Origin of the sequence: Cryobacterium sp. TMT4-31, assembly GCF_004403385.1 — a bacterium.
Taxonomy (GTDB): Bacteria; Actinomycetota; Actinomycetes; order Actinomycetales; family Microbacteriaceae; genus Cryobacterium; species Cryobacterium zongtaii.
Map to the genome: position 1 here is coordinate 48,838 of NZ_SOGI01000010.1, position 16,180 is coordinate 65,017.

At 70.5% G+C, this 16,180-nt stretch carries 18 protein-coding genes; 9 read left to right on the plus strand and 9 right to left on the minus strand.

Going from position 1 to position 16,180, the window contains the following annotated elements; translation table 11 throughout:
• Nucleotides 1-69 precede the first annotated feature (69 nt).
• Nucleotides 70-1,089, minus strand: a complete 1,020-nt coding sequence (locus E3T19_RS02170; protein WP_088456833.1) for an LLM class flavin-dependent oxidoreductase — start codon at nucleotides 1,087-1,089, stop codon at nucleotides 70-72.
• 189 nt (nucleotides 1,090-1,278) lie between these two features.
• Between E3T19_RS02170 and E3T19_RS02175 the strand changes: the two genes are divergently transcribed.
• Nucleotides 1,279-2,013: an HAD family hydrolase gene (locus E3T19_RS02175; RefSeq protein ID WP_134407982.1), complete on the plus strand. Its 735-nt coding sequence runs from the start codon at nucleotides 1,279-1,281 to the stop codon at nucleotides 2,011-2,013.
• Nucleotides 2,014-2,191: 178 nt separating this feature from the next.
• A complete protein-coding gene (locus E3T19_RS02180; RefSeq protein WP_088456835.1) occupies nucleotides 2,192-2,701 on the plus strand; it encodes a GNAT family N-acetyltransferase in 510 nt (169 codons plus the stop codon).
• Here E3T19_RS02180 and E3T19_RS19205 read toward each other — a convergent pair.
• From E3T19_RS19205 to E3T19_RS02195, 3 genes are all read right to left on the minus strand, one after another.
• Nucleotides 2,698-4,653 carry a DUF2207 domain-containing protein gene (locus tag E3T19_RS19205; RefSeq protein ID WP_194092040.1) on the minus strand — a complete coding sequence of 652 codons (1,956 nt, stop codon included), beginning with the start codon at nucleotides 4,651-4,653 and terminating at the stop codon, nucleotides 2,698-2,700. The genes E3T19_RS02180 and E3T19_RS19205 overlap by 4 nt on opposite strands.
• Nucleotides 4,654-5,132: 479 nt before the next feature.
• Complete coding sequence (locus tag E3T19_RS02190; RefSeq protein ID WP_134407983.1) at nucleotides 5,133-6,110, minus strand: aldo/keto reductase; 978 nt, start codon at nucleotides 6,108-6,110, stop codon at nucleotides 5,133-5,135.
• Between the two features lie 30 nt (nucleotides 6,111-6,140).
• Nucleotides 6,141-6,344: a hypothetical protein gene (locus E3T19_RS02195; RefSeq protein WP_134407984.1), complete on the minus strand. Its 204-nt coding sequence runs from the start codon at nucleotides 6,342-6,344 to the stop codon at nucleotides 6,141-6,143.
• Between the two features lie 139 nt (nucleotides 6,345-6,483).
• On the opposite strand from E3T19_RS02195, the gene E3T19_RS02200 reads away from it, so the two are divergent.
• Together E3T19_RS02200 and E3T19_RS02205 are read left to right on the plus strand one after the other, a co-directional pair.
• Complete coding sequence (locus tag E3T19_RS02200) at nucleotides 6,484-6,888, plus strand: DUF1801 domain-containing protein (protein WP_166788765.1); 405 nt, start codon at nucleotides 6,484-6,486, stop codon at nucleotides 6,886-6,888.
• A gap of 62 nt (nucleotides 6,889-6,950) precedes the next feature.
• Nucleotides 6,951-7,490 carry a helix-turn-helix domain-containing protein gene (locus E3T19_RS02205; RefSeq protein WP_134407986.1) on the plus strand — a complete coding sequence of 180 codons (540 nt, stop codon included), beginning with the start codon at nucleotides 6,951-6,953 and terminating at the stop codon, nucleotides 7,488-7,490.
• 40 nt (nucleotides 7,491-7,530) lie between these two features.
• On the opposite strand, the gene E3T19_RS02210 is transcribed toward E3T19_RS02205, so the two are convergent.
• The gene (locus E3T19_RS02210; RefSeq protein WP_166788766.1) at nucleotides 7,531-8,481 is read right to left on the minus strand and encodes a hypothetical protein; all 951 of its coding nucleotides are present in this window, start codon (nucleotides 8,479-8,481) and stop codon (nucleotides 7,531-7,533) included.
• Between the two features lie 280 nt (nucleotides 8,482-8,761).
• On the opposite strand from E3T19_RS02210, the gene E3T19_RS18840 reads away from it, so the two are divergent.
• The gene (locus E3T19_RS18840; RefSeq protein WP_166788767.1) at nucleotides 8,762-9,190 is read left to right on the plus strand and encodes a nitroreductase/quinone reductase family protein; all 429 of its coding nucleotides are present in this window, start codon (nucleotides 8,762-8,764) and stop codon (nucleotides 9,188-9,190) included.
• Between the two features lie 9 nt (nucleotides 9,191-9,199).
• On the opposite strand, the gene E3T19_RS02220 is transcribed toward E3T19_RS18840, so the two are convergent.
• Together E3T19_RS02220 and E3T19_RS02225 are read right to left on the minus strand one after the other, a co-directional pair.
• On the minus strand, nucleotides 9,200-10,876 hold the full coding sequence (locus E3T19_RS02220) for an FAD-dependent monooxygenase (protein ID WP_134407989.1): 1,677 nt from the start codon (nucleotides 10,874-10,876) through the stop codon (nucleotides 9,200-9,202).
• A complete protein-coding gene (locus tag E3T19_RS02225; RefSeq protein WP_134407990.1) occupies nucleotides 10,873-11,472 on the minus strand; it encodes a hypothetical protein in 600 nt (199 codons plus the stop codon). Before E3T19_RS02225 ends, E3T19_RS02220 begins: the two co-directional genes overlap by 4 nt.
• Nucleotides 11,473-11,863: 391 nt before the next feature.
• Between E3T19_RS02225 and E3T19_RS02230 the strand changes: the two genes are divergently transcribed.
• Both E3T19_RS02230 and E3T19_RS02235 read left to right on the plus strand, forming a co-directional pair.
• A complete protein-coding gene (locus E3T19_RS02230) occupies nucleotides 11,864-12,418 on the plus strand; it encodes a GNAT family N-acetyltransferase (RefSeq protein WP_134407991.1) in 555 nt (184 codons plus the stop codon).
• A 288-nt stretch (nucleotides 12,419-12,706) separates the two neighbouring features.
• Nucleotides 12,707-13,999, plus strand: a complete 1,293-nt coding sequence (locus E3T19_RS02235) for an MFS transporter (RefSeq protein WP_088456845.1) — start codon at nucleotides 12,707-12,709, stop codon at nucleotides 13,997-13,999.
• Between the two features lie 62 nt (nucleotides 14,000-14,061).
• Here the strand turns inward: E3T19_RS02235 and E3T19_RS02240 are convergent, their stop codons facing one another.
• Nucleotides 14,062-14,319 carry a hypothetical protein gene (locus E3T19_RS02240; protein WP_103478699.1) on the minus strand — a complete coding sequence of 86 codons (258 nt, stop codon included), beginning with the start codon at nucleotides 14,317-14,319 and terminating at the stop codon, nucleotides 14,062-14,064.
• Nucleotides 14,320-14,465: 146 nt separating this feature from the next.
• Between E3T19_RS02240 and E3T19_RS02245 the strand changes: the two genes are divergently transcribed.
• Nucleotides 14,466-14,738 carry a glutaredoxin domain-containing protein gene (locus E3T19_RS02245; protein WP_088456847.1) on the plus strand — a complete coding sequence of 91 codons (273 nt, stop codon included), beginning with the start codon at nucleotides 14,466-14,468 and terminating at the stop codon, nucleotides 14,736-14,738.
• Between the two features lie 39 nt (nucleotides 14,739-14,777).
• Here E3T19_RS02245 and E3T19_RS02250 read toward each other — a convergent pair whose 3' ends face one another.
• The gene (locus E3T19_RS02250) at nucleotides 14,778-15,260 is read right to left on the minus strand and encodes a hypothetical protein (RefSeq protein ID WP_103478697.1); all 483 of its coding nucleotides are present in this window, start codon (nucleotides 15,258-15,260) and stop codon (nucleotides 14,778-14,780) included.
• 616 nt (nucleotides 15,261-15,876) lie between these two features.
• Here E3T19_RS02250 and E3T19_RS02255 point away from each other — a divergent pair.
• Nucleotides 15,877-16,128, plus strand: coding sequence for a hypothetical protein (locus tag E3T19_RS02255; protein ID WP_103461691.1), 252 nt, complete (start codon nucleotides 15,877-15,879; stop codon nucleotides 16,126-16,128).
• Nucleotides 16,129-16,180 lie beyond the last annotated feature (52 nt).

Consider the following 16,180-nt stretch of genomic DNA (forward strand, 5'->3'; position numbering starts at 1 on the left):
ACCGCAAATGATCGCGCTCTCACGAATGTCGGCACACGAGGCGGTGCGTGGACCGGTCCCGCGCTCCGGTCACCGCCAGCCCAGGCCGGGGGCCACGAAGCGCAGCACAGAATCGAGCAGCTGCGCGTTGTAGTCCACACCCAACTGGTTGGGCACGGTCAGCAACACGGTGTCGGCCGCCGCCACCGCCGCATCCTGCGCCAGCTGCTCGACGAGCAGGTCGGGTTCGCCGATGTAGCTCTTGCCGAACCGGGCGAGGCCACCATCGAGGTGGCCGACCTGGTCGCGGTTGTCGGCCTGCGCGCGCAGACCGAAGAAGCGGCGGTCCTGCTCGGTGACCAGCGGCATGATGCTGCGACTCACCGACACCCGTGGGGTACCGGGGTGCCCGGCGTCCGCCCAGGCCTGGCGGAAGATTCCGATCTGTTCGGCCTGCAGGTCGCCGAAGTCGGCGCCGGTGTCCTCGGTGAGCAGGGTGGAGCTCATCAGGTTCATGCCCTGTTCGCCGGTCCACTTCGCGGTGGCGCGGCTGCCCGAGCCCCACCAGATGCGCTCGGACAGTCCGGGCGACTGCGGTTCGATGGCAAGCAGGTTGCCGTGCCCGGTGAACTGTGGGTTCGCGGCAGCGATGCCGGCCCCGCGGATGGCGCGGCGGAATTGTGCGGTGCGCTCGCGGGCGTCATCCGCGTCGCTGTGGCCGGGGCCGGGCACATGCCCGAACGCCTCGGCGCCGCGCAGGGCGGTCTCGGGTGAGCCGCGGCTGAGGCCGAGCTGCAGCCGGCCGTTGCTGATCAGGTCGGTGATCGCGGCCTCTTCGGCCATGTAGAGCGGGTTCTCGTAGCGCATGTCGATCACGCCGGTGCCCAGCTCGATCCGGCTGGTGCGGGCGGCCATCGCGGCCAGCAGCGGGAACGGCGAGGCGAGCTGCCGTGCGAAGTGGTGCACCCGCACCGACGCGCCGTCCACACCGAGCTCCTCGGCCGCCACCGCGAGCTCCACGGTCTGCAGGAGGGCATCGCGTGCGGTCCGCACGAGCGATCCCGGCACCGCCTGGTAGTGGCCGAAGGACAAGAACCCGATCTTCTTCATGGTTCGTGCAGCGTTCCCCGGCTGTGACGTATTCCCGATCTCATCCGCGGTTCTGTGCCGCGGGGACGCAGCTGTGCGGGGTAGGCGCCGGTGTGCGGGTGGCGCGCCACCCGCATACCGGCGCGTGACCCGCAGAACGGCGCCGGGTCGTTAGCCGGACGATGCCCCGCACCCTGCCAAGCTGAGGACATGCGGCATCTGTTCCTCGACTTCTTCGGCACCCTGGTCAACTACGCGGACTCCCGCGCGGGCCAGGGCTACGCCGACACGCACGCGAGCATGCGGGCCTTCGGCGCACGCGGCACCGAGCAGGAGACCGCCGATGCCTGGCTGGCTGCCTTCCACCAGCTCAACACCGAGTCCGACGTCGACCACCGCGAGTTCACCATGGAAGAGCTGTCGCGGCGCGCGTTCGTGCGGCTGCTCGGCCGGGAACCCGACGCAACCGAGATCGCCGCCGGAGCGGCGAGCAACATGGCGGACTGGGAGCGGGGCGTGGTGCTGATCCCCGGCATGGCCCAGACGCTCCGGGAACTGGGCCAGAGCTTCACGCTGACCATCGTCTCGAACACGCACAGCGCATCCGTCGTACCCCGCCAGCTGGCGGCCATGGGGGCCACCGACCTCATCGCCAACATTGTGACGTCGCTCGAGGTGGGTTTTCGGAAGCCCCATTCGGCGATCTACCAGGCGGCCCTCGACACGGCGGAGGCCGATCCGGCCCGGGTGATCTTCGTCGGCGACACCTGGGATGCCGACTTCGACGGCCCGCGGGCGCACGGCATGGAGGCCGTGCTCGTGGCGCCCGCCCCGCGCGACGGGGTGCCGGAGACCCGTCGGGTCACCTCGGTGCTCGACCTGCCCGACCTGCTCTCGTTCCGCTACCCGAGCACCCGCCCCATCAGCACCCGCGGGGTGGCCTAACTCCGGCGGTTCCCGGCGCCGCGTCCACCCGCGCAGCGGGGCCGCTCGGCGTAATCGGCGAGCAGGGTGTCGTAAAAAGGTGGGCCCGCCACGTCATCCAGGCCGTGAACCACAGGACCGCGGCGTGCGCAAGGCCCCAGCGCGGCGCCCTGCGGGCGTCACTGGGTAAGCTCGGCGAATGACTACCGAGGGGTTCAGCATCCGCGCCACACGGGTGGACGACTGGCGTGAGGTGCGCTCGCTGCGCCTGGAGATGCTGCAGGACACCCCGATCGCGTTCGGCGAGACCCTGCAGGACGCCCTCGGCCACACCGACAGTGAATGGCGGATGCGCGCCGCCCGCGGCACCGCCGAACGCGGCACGGTTTTGGTCGCGATCGACCCCGCCGGTCGCTGGGTGGGCACCATGGGCGGGTACGTGCCCGACGCGACCACCGGCGCGTTGCTCGTGGGCGTGTACGTGTCGCCGGACCACCGCGGCCGCGACTCCGGGGTCTTCGATGCCCTGCTCGTCGCGATCCAGGAGTGGGCCCGTGGCGAGGGCGACCGGCTGACCCTGCACGTGCACGAGGACAATGCCCGCGCCCGCGCCGCCTACCTGCGCCGGGGATTCACCGAGACCGGGCACCGGGTGAAGTACGTCCTGGACTCCAGCGCCATGGAGATCGAGATGGTCAAGCCGCTCTAGCGGCCACCGCCGCCACCGCCGCCGCCACCACCGCCGGAGAAGCCGCCGCCACCGGATCCGCCGGAGAAGCTGCCGCCACCGCTGCTCGACCACGAGGACGTGGGCGTCTGGGTGGCGTTCATCGAGTTGACCATGCCGCCGAGGGCCGTGGCCAGGTGGATGCCACTGAACGCGTTCTGCGAGAGGAACCAGTCCGGCGCGGTCGTGGCCTGCTCGTAGTACACCTCGAGCTCAGCGGCCCACTCCTTCTCCACACCCCAGAGCACCGCGAACGGCAGGAGCTTTTCGTAGAGTTTCACCAGTTCCACGGTGTCGAGGGTGGATGCGGCGGGTTCCATCCCGGGCACGGTACGGGGCACGGTCACTCGCAGGGCGCCATCCGGGCTCTGCAGCATGCGGAACCTGTCCGCCTCGGCCAGGTCGAGATACATCTTCATGCCGGCGAGGTAGTCGCGCCGTTCCAGGCCGGCCGCGGTGAGCAGCAGCGGCCGACTCCCCGCGACGATGCCCACGATCACGGCGGACGCGGCGAGGAGCAACAACGGAGACCACCAGATCGCGGGCGGGTCGCCGATCACGAGAACTGCCACGACCGAAGCGACCAGCACGCCGAGACCGACGAGCAGACGGATCCTTGCCGGGGTCAGGGCCGGTCGAGCGCGCCAGCCGCGGGCGGTGTTGCGAACCGTCGCATCTGCTGTGGCGGCCTTGAGCCCGCGGGCGAGCGGGTCGTTGGTGACCCCGAGTTCGCACACCGCACCAGCCGGCAGGCCGGGGAAGAAGGTGGCGAGCACGGCGAGCTCCTGATCGTCGACGCCGTCGGTGCGGAGAAGCTGCAGCGTGTAGTCGCCGCCGTCGGCGCTGACCGGGTAGTCCAGGATGCGCACGCTACCGCGCACCGCAAAGCTCACGATTTGCGCGGCCATGGCCGACTTCGGCCGACCGATGAGGTCGGCGGCCTCGAGGAGGTTGTAGCCGTCCGGAACGCTGTACTGGGCGATGATGGTGTCGCCCTTCGGATCGCGAGGGCGCGCGAAGCTCCGGGCGAGAACGAACACCCCGCCGAGCATGGCCATGCCCAGCAGCCCGAACGGGAACCCGCCGAAGCCGGACGAGTTGTCGGCGTCGGACCGCGCCTCGGCGGGCACCTGCACGAAGGTGCCGAGCGTGAAACCGATGGCAATGGTGAGATTCTCGCCCGGGCCCAGATCGGCGGCCTCGGCGGTGAACATCTGGCCGGCCGGGGCGGCGGCATCCGGGTCAGCTTCCTGCACGATCTGGCAATCGCCGCTCTCCCCCTGAGCCCCGGTGTAGCAGGCGTTGTTGCCGGTCAGGAAGGGGGCGATCACCGGATCGACGTGCACCCGGGCGGCGACGGTACCGAACTGCTGGTCGAAACCGGTGCCATTGGTGTCCCAGTAGAACTCGTCGTCGTTGGTGTCAGCGAACGCGCGCACCACGTTCTGCTGGGTGTAGCTGATGACGTAGGTCTGGGTGCCGCGCACGAACTCGTCGGTTCCGAGCGCAAGCTCGGTGAAACCACCGTTGATCTCGGTCTCGAAGTACACCGGCTCGCCCTGAGCATCGGTGACGGACTCTACCGTCGTGTTCAGCGGCACACCGTCATAGTCGTTGGGGATGGCGCGGATGATGCCGCGGTTCTGGTCGAAGTCGGGGAACTCGGCCACGAAGGTCTCGACAGTGCGCAGGGTGGAGAGCCCGGCATCGTCGCGGCCCAGGTAGTACTCCCCCGCGTACAGCGCGAAGGTGAAATCCGAGGTGTCGGCGGGCACAGCCGCGCGCACGCTCCCGACCACGTTCGAATGCGCAGCCGGAGCTGCCGATGCCGCCGTTACCGGGCTCAGCGCAGTGGCGTTCGCCGCCAGCGGGGCGCCGAGCGCCAGCACAGCAGCAACGACAACAGCGGACAGGACCTTCAGAAGACGCGTCACGCCCCCGAGCCTAGTGACCACCTCACATTGAGATCGAAGGCATGCCGCTCCACGACTGTCCCCTCGGGCAGGTCCCCGGCCACGGCTAACAGCCAATCGACGAAGTCAGCCACCGGAAAGCCGCTGCAGTCCGGGCACCATCCCATGAGCTCGAGTCCCGCCATCGACGCGGCCAGGTACTCCTGCCGAGTGAGCCCGGGGATGTCCCGCACCAAGGCTGTGGTCGTGTGCCTGGTAGAGCTCAGGCCGGAGAACGAGCGTCCGCACCCGCACGCTCCGGACGGGTTGCGCTCGCTCGCCGAACACACCCCATGCAGCCAAACAAGCTCGCCCTCGATGCAATACGCAAAATCCGTTGCCCGCGCGCCCTGGGTTGCCGATGTCGCCACGAGTACCCTCATGATCTGCTCCGTTTACTCGGCACGAGGGTGAGTGAGTAGGTGACGTCAGGCTAGACGGAGCCACCGACATCCGCGGGCCTAGAAGCCCTCGGGCGTGTGCGGCCGGTAGGGGGCGGCCAACCGGACCAGCTCGTCGGCGGTGAGGGTGAGGTCCACGGACGCGACGGCATCCAGGAGGTGGTGTGCCTGGGTGACGCCCACGATGGGCGAGGACACGGCCGGCTGCTGGCGCACCCAGGCCAGCGCCACCTGGGCGCGGGGCACCCCGCGCTCTGCGGCCACCTGGGCCACGGCGCCCGCGATCTCGCGGTCGCCCTCCTCCTGCTGTTTGTACAGGGTCTGGCCGAAGGTGTCGGTTTCGGAGCGGTCGGTGGTCTCATGCCAATCGCGGGTGAGCTTGCCGCGGGCCAGCGGGCTCCACGGCAACACGCCAACGCCCTGATCGAGACAGAACGGCAGCATCTCGCGTTCCTCCTCGCGGTTGAGCAGGTTGTACTGGTCCTGCATCGACACGAAGCGGGTGAAACCATGGAGATCGGCGGTGTACTGAGCCTTCGCGAACTGCCACGCGTACATCGACGAAGCGCCGATGTACCGGGCCTTTCCGGCCCTGACCACGTCATGCAGCGCCTCCATGGTCTCTTCGATCGGCGTCAGCGGGTCCCAGCGATGGATCTGATAGAGGTCGACGTGATCGGTGCCCAGCCTGGTGAGACTGTGGTCGATCTCGGCCAGGATGGCGCGGCGCGAGAGTCCGGCACCGTTGGGGCCCGGCCGCATCCGCCCGTGCACCTTCGTGGCGAGCACGTACCGGTCCCGCGAGCTGAAGTCCCGCAGCGCCCGGCCGAGGATCTCCTCGCTGCTGCCGTCGGAGTACACGTTGGCGGTGTCGAAGGTGGTGATGCCGGCTTCCAGCGCCTGCCAGATCAGCGGGCGACTGGTCTCCTCCGGCAGCGTCCAGGAATGATTGCCGCGCATCGGGTTGCCGAAGCTCATACAGCCCAGCGTGATCGCCGACACCTCGAGTCCGGTGCTGCCCAGTCGCACGTATTTCATGGCGTTCCCTTCGTTGCGAAGCCGAGCCGCTTAGAGGCCGGCGCCCCTCCCGGTGTTCCGAATCTTCGGGCTCTGGGCCGCTTCGGTCTCGCTGCGGGAGTCGTGCTCGGCGCGCTCCTGAGCGGAGAGCGGAGCTGAGCGAGGGCGGCGGGAGATCACGTAGAGGAACACGGAGACGGCGATCGCCACCACCAGGATGAGGATCCCCAGGATCAGGCTGAACGTTTCGGACACTAGGTCCTCCAAGCGTTGCGGATGGGTCACTCGGGCCGGTTGGGCCTTCACAAAGGTCTACCGTCTGGGCGCGCCGGCGTCAATTGTGCCGTCGCGGATGCCCCCCCCGGTGCCGGCACTCCCGCGGTACGCTCCGTTCATGGTCGATCGTTATCGCTCAGTGGAGGAGTACCTCGCCGCGCAGCCCGCAGAACGACTGCCCGTGATCCAGGCGCTGCGGCAGCTCGTTCTGGAGGCCAACCCGGTCGCAGAGGAACACATCAAGTGGAACTCCCCCAGTTTTGTACTCGCCGGGGTCGACCAAGTCACGATCAGCGCTCAGGGCAAAAACGGGGTGCGGCTGGTGCTGCACCGGGGCGCGACCACCGCCGAGAACCCGGAAGCCGCATCTGCTTTCATCGGTGACCCGAACGGCCTGCTCACCTGGCACTCTGATATCCGGGCGAGCCTGCTCGTCACCGATCTCGCCGATCTGGAGCACAAACGTGCAGCGGCCGTCGAAGTCGTGCGCGCTTGGCTCGCCGAGGGCACCGACTCCCCATGACCGAAGGTCCCGGTGTCGTTACGGGCTGGGTTGGATAATCCAACCAAAGATAGAATACGCACATGACAACGGGACCCTCCGATGCTCGAACGCACCCCGTCTCCTCGAAACGCTCCGGCGACGACCTGCGTTGCTCCATCGCGCGCACTATGCAGGTGCTCGGCGACCGGTGGACGATCCTGATCGTGCGGGAGGGTTTCCGCGGACACACCCGGTTCAGCGACTTCCGACGGGTGCTCGGCATCCCCACCGACATCCTCACCTCCCGGCTGTGCTCGCTCGTGGCCGCCGGGGTGTTCGAACGCCGCGGCTACCGCGAGCCGGGCGCCCGTGAACGTTTCGATTACCACCTCACCGCCGCCGGCGACGCGCTGCTCCCGGTGCTCGGCGCGCTTGCCCAGTGGGGTGACGACTACCGGCCGTCCGGTCACGGCCCCAGCCGGCTCTACCAGTACGCCGACACCAGCGAACCCACCTCGGTCGCGTTCGTCACCGCCGCCGGCGTCGTGGTGCCGTTGGCCGACATCGCCATCGTGCCGGGGCCGGGCGAAAACGACCCTGATATCGGCCCCACCCGCCCCCTCGCCGCCGCGCACCCCTGATCGCCGGGCTCGCCTGGGCCGCCGGCGGCCGGCGCTGCGGTCAGTTCGGCGGAAGGTTGACCGTGTCACCCTCAGAGGTGAGGTCGGCGCCCTCCCGCAGCTCCAGGACCTCGATCGTGGGATCGGCGACCAGCGCGTCCACGAGCGCCTGGGTGCCGGCGATCACCGTGGAGTCGAAGTCGATCTCGCTCACCAGCACCCAGGCGTGGTCGTCCGGCCAGATCAGGTTCGGCGACTGCGGCCACGTCGAATCGGTCCATGGCGCATCAGTCAGCCAGGCTGGGTCGACGAACCGGCGGATGCCCGCGACGAACAAGACATAGTCCCGCCCGGGCAGTCGCAGCCGAGCACCGGACGACACATCGGCGGGCAGCAGGCCGGGGCCCCTCGAATCGTCGGGCTCGACCATCGCGGCGAGCGCCGCCTGCCGGAGCCTCGCCTCGCCGGCCTCAGTCTCACGATCGGCCGCACGATCGGATGCGCGGTCGGCCGCCTCTTCGTCGCGCACCATGATCACGGAGACCCCGGTACCGCTGACGAGTCCACCCCAGCCCTCCCACACGGCCGCGATTCCGGCATCCGGGGTGCCGGTGTGGGCGGCCAGGTGCAGGGCCACGGCGGCGAGTACGGCCACGTCGAGTGTGCCCACGGCGGATTCGGAGTACCGCCAGCCGTCGGCATCCACCAGTTCGTTGTACTCGTTGGGCACCCCGCGGTTCAGCCGGCCGAACTGCGCCAGCGGATGCATGGTGGCACCCCCGACCTCGGCCACCCGCGCCCACGGCACGCTCCGGTAGTCGATGCCGGACGCAAACCCCCGGTTGGGGCCCGACCAGGTGCCGGTGCCGGTGGGCCGGTCAATCGTGACGGGGTGGAACACCCGCGCGTACGCTTCGAAACCACGCGGCACCGCAGAGTGCATGTTTCGCCACCGCACGTCCAGCCGCTCGCGCAGCCACTCGCCGCGCCCCACGTCGCCCACCCAGTCCATACCTCACCGTAGGACCTGCCCGGCCAGAACACACTCCCCCGATCAGCCGCGGGATGCACAACTCCTGCTATTTCTTCCGGCCGGCCGGTGGTGCCCCGGATGTCAGCGGACGCCCCGCCGCCGTCCCATGGCTCTGCAGGAGTTATACCCCCGATCGGGTGGTTTCGCTGGGGGTGTGGGCGTAACTCCCGGGCACCTTCCCCGGTCCCGGCCGCGGCAGTACCGTGTCGGGCATGAGGCGGATGTGCCCCTCGCCGATGACACTGAATGGAGGCCTACCTTGAGCAGCACGCCCACCCGCCGCCGCGGTTACCTGCCGCCCAGCCGCTTCATGCGGCACGTCGTCAACCCGGTCGCCCGGGCCTGCGGCACCCCCACCCTCATCGTGCGTGGTCGCATCAGCGGCCGGGAGATCAGCACCCCGGTGGCACCGTTCCGGTTCGAGGGCGACCGATGTGTCATCGCCGGCCGCGGCGAGACCCAGTGGGTGCGCAACCTCCGGGTCGCCGGTCGCTGCGAGCTGCGCATCCGGTGGCGCCGACACCCGTACCGGGCCACCGAGCTGCGGGGCCTCGAACACGACCAGGTCGCCGCCGACTACCTCGAGAAACTGGGCCGTCGGGCCAGGCCGTTCCTGGCCGAGCTGCCGGATCTGGTCGACCATCCGATCTTCAGGCTGGAACTCTGCGAGGCACCGGTGCGCAGCTAGACCCGCCGCTCACCGCACGGGCAGCCCCACCAGGCGCAGCCACGCGGCGAGGTGCGGTTCGTCGAGCACCGGAGCCCGCAGCCCGACGTAGCCGTCCGGTCGCACGACGAGGATGCCGGTGCCGGGCCTGTCGTCGAGCCGGTAACTGTGCACCAGCGGGCTCAGCATCCGGTCGGGCACCGGTCGCGCGTTCGCCTGCAACAGGATGTGCACCCCCGGCCGCGCGAGCAACGCGTGCAGGCGCACCCGACGGCCCTCGCAGCGCACCAGGGTGTCGGGCACCCGCGAGCCCGGCCGCAGCACCCGCCGGGCCAGCCCGCCGCGCACCGGGGTGAGTGACGCGCGCACGTCCATCGACAGCGGGCTGTGCGGGTACCGCAGCCGGAACTGCGAGAGGGTGCGGAGGCCCACCGCGGTCAGCCGGCGTTGCCGGGCGAGCCAGGGCAGCACCGGCCCGGCCACAGGCACCAGCACCGCCCGGCCGAGCTGGGCCAGCGGATGCAGACTCGCCTCGGCCCAATACATGGTGTGCGTCAGCCGCAGCACGGCCCGGTCGGCGGGGCGACGCTCCAGCGCGTACGAGTCCAGCAGCGCCGACCCGGGCCGGGCGGCCAGGGAGCCGCCCGGCCGCGTGTCACCCGGGGTGTCCGCCGTCTCGGGCAGCCGCCGGACGGCCGCGGCTGCGAACGCCAGCTTCCAGCCGAGGTTCACGGCGTCGTGGATGCCGGCGTTCATGCCCTGCGCGCCCGCCGGCGAATGCACGTGGGCGGCATCGCCGGCCACGAACAGCGGACCCCGGCTGAACCGGCTGGCGATCCGGTGTTGCAACCGCACCTGGGCCGACCAGGCCACCTCGATGATCTGCGCCGGCAACCCGGCCTCGTCGACCAGCCGCTGCAGTTGCTCCTGCGGTACGGGCGGACCCGGCTGGCCGAACGGCTGCCGGTCGTCGCCGGCCCGTCGGGTGGCGAGCATCCGCCAGGTGGCCCGTTCACCGATGTTGAACAGGAATACCAGCCCCTGCCGCCCGACGACCACATGCGCGACCCCGGTCTCGAGCATCACCGGCGCCACCGCCCGCGATCCGGTGCCGGCGGGGCCCAACTCCACGTCCGCGAGCACCACCTCCTGGTCGTAGTCGCCGCCGAGGAATCCGCCGACCGACCGGCGCACCAGGCTCGCCGGCCCGTCACAGCCGGCCAGGTAGCGGCACAGCACGTCCTCGTCCGGCTCGTCGTCCGCGGTGCGCAGCACGGCCCGGGCGCCGCCCTGACGCAGCCGCGCCAGCCGCACCACCTCCGCACCGCGCTGCACCAGCACGCCGCGTTCGGCGAGCGCGGCGGCCAGCACGGCCTCCACGTCGGACTGCCGCACCAGCAGCGGGTGCGGGAACGCGGTGCCGGGCAGATCAAGCTTCTCGATCGACACCGACACCACCCGCGAGGGCAGGTGCAGCCGCACCGACGGTGCGGAGTCGCCGAGCGCGAGCAGGGCATCCGTCACCCCCAGCGGACGTAAGAGTTCGAGGGTGCGCGGATGCATCACCATCGCCCGCGACGGCCGGAACGCTTCCGGCCGGCGTTCGACGACACGCACCCGGGCGCCGTGGTCGACGGCCTGCAGCGCAAGGGTGAGGCCTGTCGTGCCGGCACCCACAATCAGAAGATCGGTGTCGAAATCGGTCATGCGGGTTCGCGCACCCGGCGCTTGGCCGACATCGGCTCGGCCGGACGCCACCAGTCCCCCACAATGCCGACGGCCCCGGCCGAAAACCGGTACGGATCGCGCAGGAACTCGTCCCGGTGCACCCCGGGCAGCACCGCGTAGTGGATCGATCCGGGTTCGCTGCCCAACGCGAGCACCCGCCACAGGGTGCGGGCGTAGGTTTCGGCGAGCTCCGGGCCGTCCCACTCGTAGATGCCCCGGTACAACCCGTTGGTGTCGTGGGTCAGCCACAGCTTCGACACGTAGCCGGGAAAGCCGACGAACAGCGGGGTGTTCATGATGCTCTGCACCCGAAACCAGCGGTGCGCCCGGCCGCGCAGCAGCCGCAGGCGGAACCCCACCACCAACACCGTGGGGGTGTGGGCCGCCGCGCGGTCCACCACTGTTTCGCGGTAGACCACCGCGCGGCTGCCGTCGGCGAACGACAGTCGCTTGCCGGCGTTGCCCCGCGGCAAGTGGATGCGCCGCTGCACGAGCAGCAGACCGGTGCGCGCCACGCAGGCGGCCAGGCCCCGCACCGCCGGGCCCAGCGGGAGAGGCGGTTTCTCGCTCATCATGGTCGCTCCTCCCGATATCAGCGGCGGCCACCGTCGCCGGCGGCCGGTCCCCCGACGGTGCCAGCATAGGCAGCCGGTCCGTTTCGGGGAAGGCCCGGCCGGGGCACCTGGATGGGTACCGGTTGTGGCGCGGGAATCGCCGGGTAAGCAGATGCGACTGCACAGTTGCGCCTCTTCGTGGGTCCGGGTGGCCGGAGGCGTCCACGGGGCCGACGTCGGTGCACGATTGAGCGAACTCCGGAAAAGTCCTCGAGAAACCCGGGCGCTGAGCGGTAGCCTCAGGTGCGCGCGCTCGGAGTGGCCACGGCCGCCGTCGATACCGCGTTCGCCGCCCGAACCACCAGGTGGCCCGTCCACCATCAGTCCCACCCGGAACGGCCCCGAAGGACCCATGATCTCTACCTCCTCGCTCGACGACCCGTGGCCATCCACCGTGGCGCCCACCGTGCACCTCGTGCAGTTGAGCCAGGTCACCATCGATGCCCTCGCCGAGGAGGACCTCGACCTGGCCAACGAGCAGGCAGCGGTGGAGCTGAGTCCCTTCTTCGTGCAGGCGGCCAGCGCCAACACCTGGCGGTACCGCAGCCGGCAGCTCGCCGCCTCGCCGGGCGACGCCAGCTGGATCACCAGGGTCATCTTCGACCCCGCCCGGCGGCTCGCCGTCGGTCAGTCCGGCTACCACGGCGCGCCGGACGACACCGGCATGGTCGAGGTGGGCTACGCCGTGGATGCCGCATACCGGCGGCAGGGCTATGCCCGCGCCGCACTCACCGCGCTGCTGGAACGCGCCCGCATCGAGCCGGCCGTCACGGTGGTCCGGGCCACCATCAGTCCCGACAACCTGCCATCTCGGGCTCTTATCGCCCAGTTCGGCTTCGTCGAGGTGGGCGAGCAATGGGACGACGAGGACGGCCTCGAAACCATCTTCGAGCTACCCCTCGGCTGAGTCGGGCCACCCAGGCACCGCCGCGAGGCACTCTCGCGGCACACCTTTGTTCTTGCGGCACACTTTGATTCTCGCGGCACACCTTTGTTGTCGCGGCACGTGCTCTAACCTGTGCCGCCGTGAACAACACCTGCCACGAAGCACAACACCTGCCGCCGCACCGGATGCCCGCCGCGGCCACCCGGGTGCGGCGCCACCGGCATCCGTGCCAAGCTTGAAACCCGTGCCTCGCGCTCACCAACGGGACCCGCACGACCACTCACCACCACCAGAAAGTCCGCTGACGCAATGACGCCTCCCGCCCGCTCCGCAGAACGCACCGCTGCCCGCCCCGACGTGGCCGTGCGCCGCGCTCGCTTCGCCGTTGCCATGCTGTTCTTCACGAACGGCGCCCTGTTCGCCAACCTGATCCCCCGGTATCCCGCGATCAAGTCCGAGCTCGGGCTCAGCAACGCCGAATTCGGTTTCGCGGTCGCGGCGTTCCCGCTCGGCGCCCTCCTCGCCGGGCTCGCCGCAGGCATGCTGATCCGCCGGTTCCGGTCGTCGCGGGTCGCCGTGGTCTCGACGATGCTCACCGCGGTGGGCCTGATCCTGGCCGGAATCGCCCCCAGCTGGGCTGCCCTGGCCGCCGGTATCTTCCTGGCCGGAGCGATGGACTCCATCACCGACGTGGCCCAGAACTCGCACGGCCTGCGCGTTCAGCGGCTCTACAAACGCTCCATCCTCAACTCCTTCCACGCCGTGTGGAGCATCGGCGCGGTCACCGGTGGCCTCCTCGGCGCCGCCGCCGCCCAGCTCGACATTCCGCGCGGCCAGCACCTCATCGTGTCCGCCGTCACCTTCAGCCTGTTCGCGCTGTACAGCTACAGGTTCCTCCTCGCCGGCCCCGAGCCCCTCGAACCCGAAGCAACCGCCCCGGAACCGCACGCCGACGCACCCACCCGCTCGGCCGGCCGCTGGGGCAAGTGGCTGGTGCTCGGCGCGCTCGTGGTGATCGCCGCCTCCGGCGCCGTCGTCGAGGACGCCGGCGCGTCCTGGTCGGCCATCTATCTCTCCGACGCTCTCGGCGCATCCGCCCTGGTGGCCGGGCTCGGCTTCATCGCTTTGCAGGGCATGCAGTTCATCGGCCGGCTGCTCGGCGACGGCCTCGTCGACAGGTTCGGCCAGCGGGCTGTGGCCCGCACCGGCGGCGCGATCGTGTTCCTGGGTATGGGCACGGCCCTTGCCTTTCCGTCGATCCCGGGCACCGTCGTGGGCTTCGGCCTGGCCGGCTTCGGCGTCGCCACGCTGATCCCGGCCGCGATGCACGCCGCAGACGAGCTGCCCGGCTTCCGCGCCGGCACCGGACTCACCATCGTCGCCTGGCTGCTGCGCCTGGGTTTCCTGTTCTCGCCGCCCATCATCGGCGCCATCGCCGACCTCTCCCAGTTGCGCTACGGGCTGCTCCTCGTGCCGCTGGCGGGCCTGCTCGTGGTGTTCTTCGCACCGGTGCTGGCCACCCGGGTACGCACTCGGTCCGCGGATGCCGCCGCAGCGGATGAACCGGACCTCACCGCAGCGCCCGCACCGACGGCGCCCTGAGCACACTCTGAACGGTCGCCGGGTCGCCGGGGCCGGTCGGCCCAGCTGGGCGTGCGGGTGGGCTAGACGCGCGGTGTCTCGTCGTCGGCCGGCATCTGGTCGCGCATCGGCTCAGCGGGCCGCAGCACCAAACCGAGGAACACCGCCAGGCCCAGCACCCCGGCGAGCAGTCCGCCGCCGCCCAGGTAGATCTCGGCCGGCGTGGCGAAACCGCTCGGCGCATCCGGTTGGAGGCCCACGTAGATCAGGTACCCGGTGAACCCGACACAAAATCCGGCACTGACGACCAGACCGATCACGGCGGCGCTCGGGCGCTTCATGGGGTACTCCTTCGGGTGGATCCTAAGCTGAGTCAACCACAGTTTCGCTCTGATCAGCGTATTATTTCGCACGGGGACTCGTGCGGGGTCTCCGCGACCCCCGGCACCCGGCATCCACTCAGCCGACACCCGCCTAAACTCGACGGATGACCGCACCTACCGCATCCGCCGCCGCCACCATCACCATGTTCGGCGCCGAGTGGTGCCGCGACTGCCGTCGCTCGAAGAAGCTGCTCGACGGCCTCGGTGTGGTCTACGACTACGTCGACCTTGAGGCCGTGGCCGACGGCGCCGACCGGGCCAAGGCCATCAGCGGCCGCACCCAGATCCCCGTGATCGTGTTCTCCGACGACACCCACATGGTCGAGCCCAGCGACGCCGACGTGCGCGCCAAGCTCTCCGAGCTCGGCACCGTCTAGCCTCCGGGCCGGAGGGCGTTCGGGCAGCACGCGGGGGTCTCACCGTCGAGGCACCCCGAGCATTCCCGCCAGCGTCTTCAGCGCCGCGGCCACCTCCCCGCTTCCCCGCCTGCCCCTGGCACCCGGCGGCGCACCCTCCGTGGCGGTGCGCGCCACGTGCTCGGCCACCCGGAACAGCCAGGCCCGGAAGGCCGAGTCCATCGTCGGCGCCTGCGCCTCGACCAAGGCCAACGCCCGGGCCAGCTCGCCCAGCACCCGGGCCTGGTCATCGGCGGCGCCGTCGATCACGCCGAGGTCGCGGGCGAGTACCTCCGCCACCAGGTCCGCGTCGATTTCCTTGACGATGGGCAGCGCGTCCGGGTGATGCGCCTCGCGCGTCACGGCCTTCTCCGCGGCAAGCATCTCCGTTACGACCACCATCGGCCCTCTGGGCGACGCCCCCACCATGTACAGTCCCACGAGAAACGGTGCGGCCCCCACGGCCTGCCATTCCTCGGCGGTGAAGGCCTCCCTGACGGCCATCTCAGTTCCTCCTCGAGCGCCGACCCCCGCGAGAGGTGCCCGAGCGGCACCAACCGCGCCCGGCCCGAGGCGGCTCTGTTTCGTCCCACCGTCCCGCTACGCCCACGCCGCGCCCGCGCTTCGGCCCGGCTAGCGCTGCGCCAGGCCTCCCGGTCCACGCTACGCCTGCGCCGCCGGCGCCCGCTACGCCTGCCGGGCAGGATGCGGTCGACCGAGGTGTGCGGGCAGGATGCCGTCGGCCGAGGTGCGCGGGCGGCGCGCCGCTATGCGGGTGGCGCGCCACCCGCATAACGGCGCCTGACCCGCGTAATGCATCTCCCCGCCGCACACCCGCACCCGCCCCGCGTCACAACCCGGCCCATCCGCCCCCACGCGCCGGCGCACCGCCTCACCTGCCCGGCGCATCAGCCCCGTTGCACCCCACCCCTGCCGGGGGTACCGTAAACGCAACATCGCACCCGGCCCCGACCGTGGCCGGCTGACCTCCGTTGCCGCATGGAGCGGTAGCCGACAGCGCAACCTGAAAGCCAACCCGCCGCGCATCCCCGGCCCCGGGTCACTCGTAACGACGTCCGCACCACTCCACGCACCGGTAGTCTTCCCCCCGGGGGTACAGATGGACACGACACAGCACAACACCGCAGAGCGGAACGCGCCGGAGGCCGACGGGCTGACGATTTTCGACGACGTGCACGAGGTGCGTGACGAGCCCGTCGCTTTTGTGGGATTGCAGCTGATGGCCGTGGTCCTCAGCTACTCCTTCGCGCTGGGCGTCCTGGTGATCATCCTGGTCCCGGTCGTGCTGGCCCTCACCCTGTTCTGGCCGTACCTGCCTGGAATGCTGTTCCCGGAGCTGGCGGGCCTGTAACCGCCCTCAGCTCCGAACGTTGGGCCCACCCGGTCGACATCCGGGCGCATCC

Coding starts and splice junctions, on each gene's coding strand:
- E3T19_RS02170 (WP_088456833.1), bottom strand. CDS start 1,089: ATGAAGAAGATCGGGTTCTTGTCCTTCGGCCACTACCAGGCGGTGCCG.
- E3T19_RS02175 (WP_134407982.1), top strand. CDS start 1,279: ATGCGGCATCTGTTCCTCGACTTCTTCGGCACCCTGGTCAACTACGCG.
- E3T19_RS02180 (WP_088456835.1), top strand. CDS start 2,192: ATGACTACCGAGGGGTTCAGCATCCGCGCCACACGGGTGGACGACTGG.
- E3T19_RS02190 (WP_134407983.1), bottom strand. CDS start 6,110: ATGAAATACGTGCGACTGGGCAGCACCGGACTCGAGGTGTCGGCGATC.
- E3T19_RS02200 (WP_166788765.1), top strand. CDS start 6,484: ATGGTCGATCGTTATCGCTCAGTGGAGGAGTACCTCGCCGCGCAGCCC.
- E3T19_RS02205 (WP_134407986.1), top strand. CDS start 6,951: ATGACAACGGGACCCTCCGATGCTCGAACGCACCCCGTCTCCTCGAAA.
- E3T19_RS02210 (WP_166788766.1), bottom strand. CDS start 8,481: ATGGACTGGGTGGGCGACGTGGGGCGCGGCGAGTGGCTGCGCGAGCGG.
- E3T19_RS02220 (WP_134407989.1), bottom strand. CDS start 10,876: ATGACCGATTTCGACACCGATCTTCTGATTGTGGGTGCCGGCACGACA.
- E3T19_RS02225 (WP_134407990.1), bottom strand. CDS start 11,472: ATGATGAGCGAGAAACCGCCTCTCCCGCTGGGCCCGGCGGTGCGGGGC.
- E3T19_RS02230 (WP_134407991.1), top strand. CDS start 11,864: ATGATCTCTACCTCCTCGCTCGACGACCCGTGGCCATCCACCGTGGCG.
- E3T19_RS02235 (WP_088456845.1), top strand. CDS start 12,707: ATGACGCCTCCCGCCCGCTCCGCAGAACGCACCGCTGCCCGCCCCGAC.
- E3T19_RS02240 (WP_103478699.1), bottom strand. CDS start 14,319: ATGAAGCGCCCGAGCGCCGCCGTGATCGGTCTGGTCGTCAGTGCCGGA.
- E3T19_RS02245 (WP_088456847.1), top strand. CDS start 14,466: ATGACCGCACCTACCGCATCCGCCGCCGCCACCATCACCATGTTCGGC.
- E3T19_RS02250 (WP_103478697.1), bottom strand. CDS start 15,260: ATGGCCGTCAGGGAGGCCTTCACCGCCGAGGAATGGCAGGCCGTGGGG.
- E3T19_RS02255 (WP_103461691.1), top strand. CDS start 15,877: ATGGACACGACACAGCACAACACCGCAGAGCGGAACGCGCCGGAGGCC.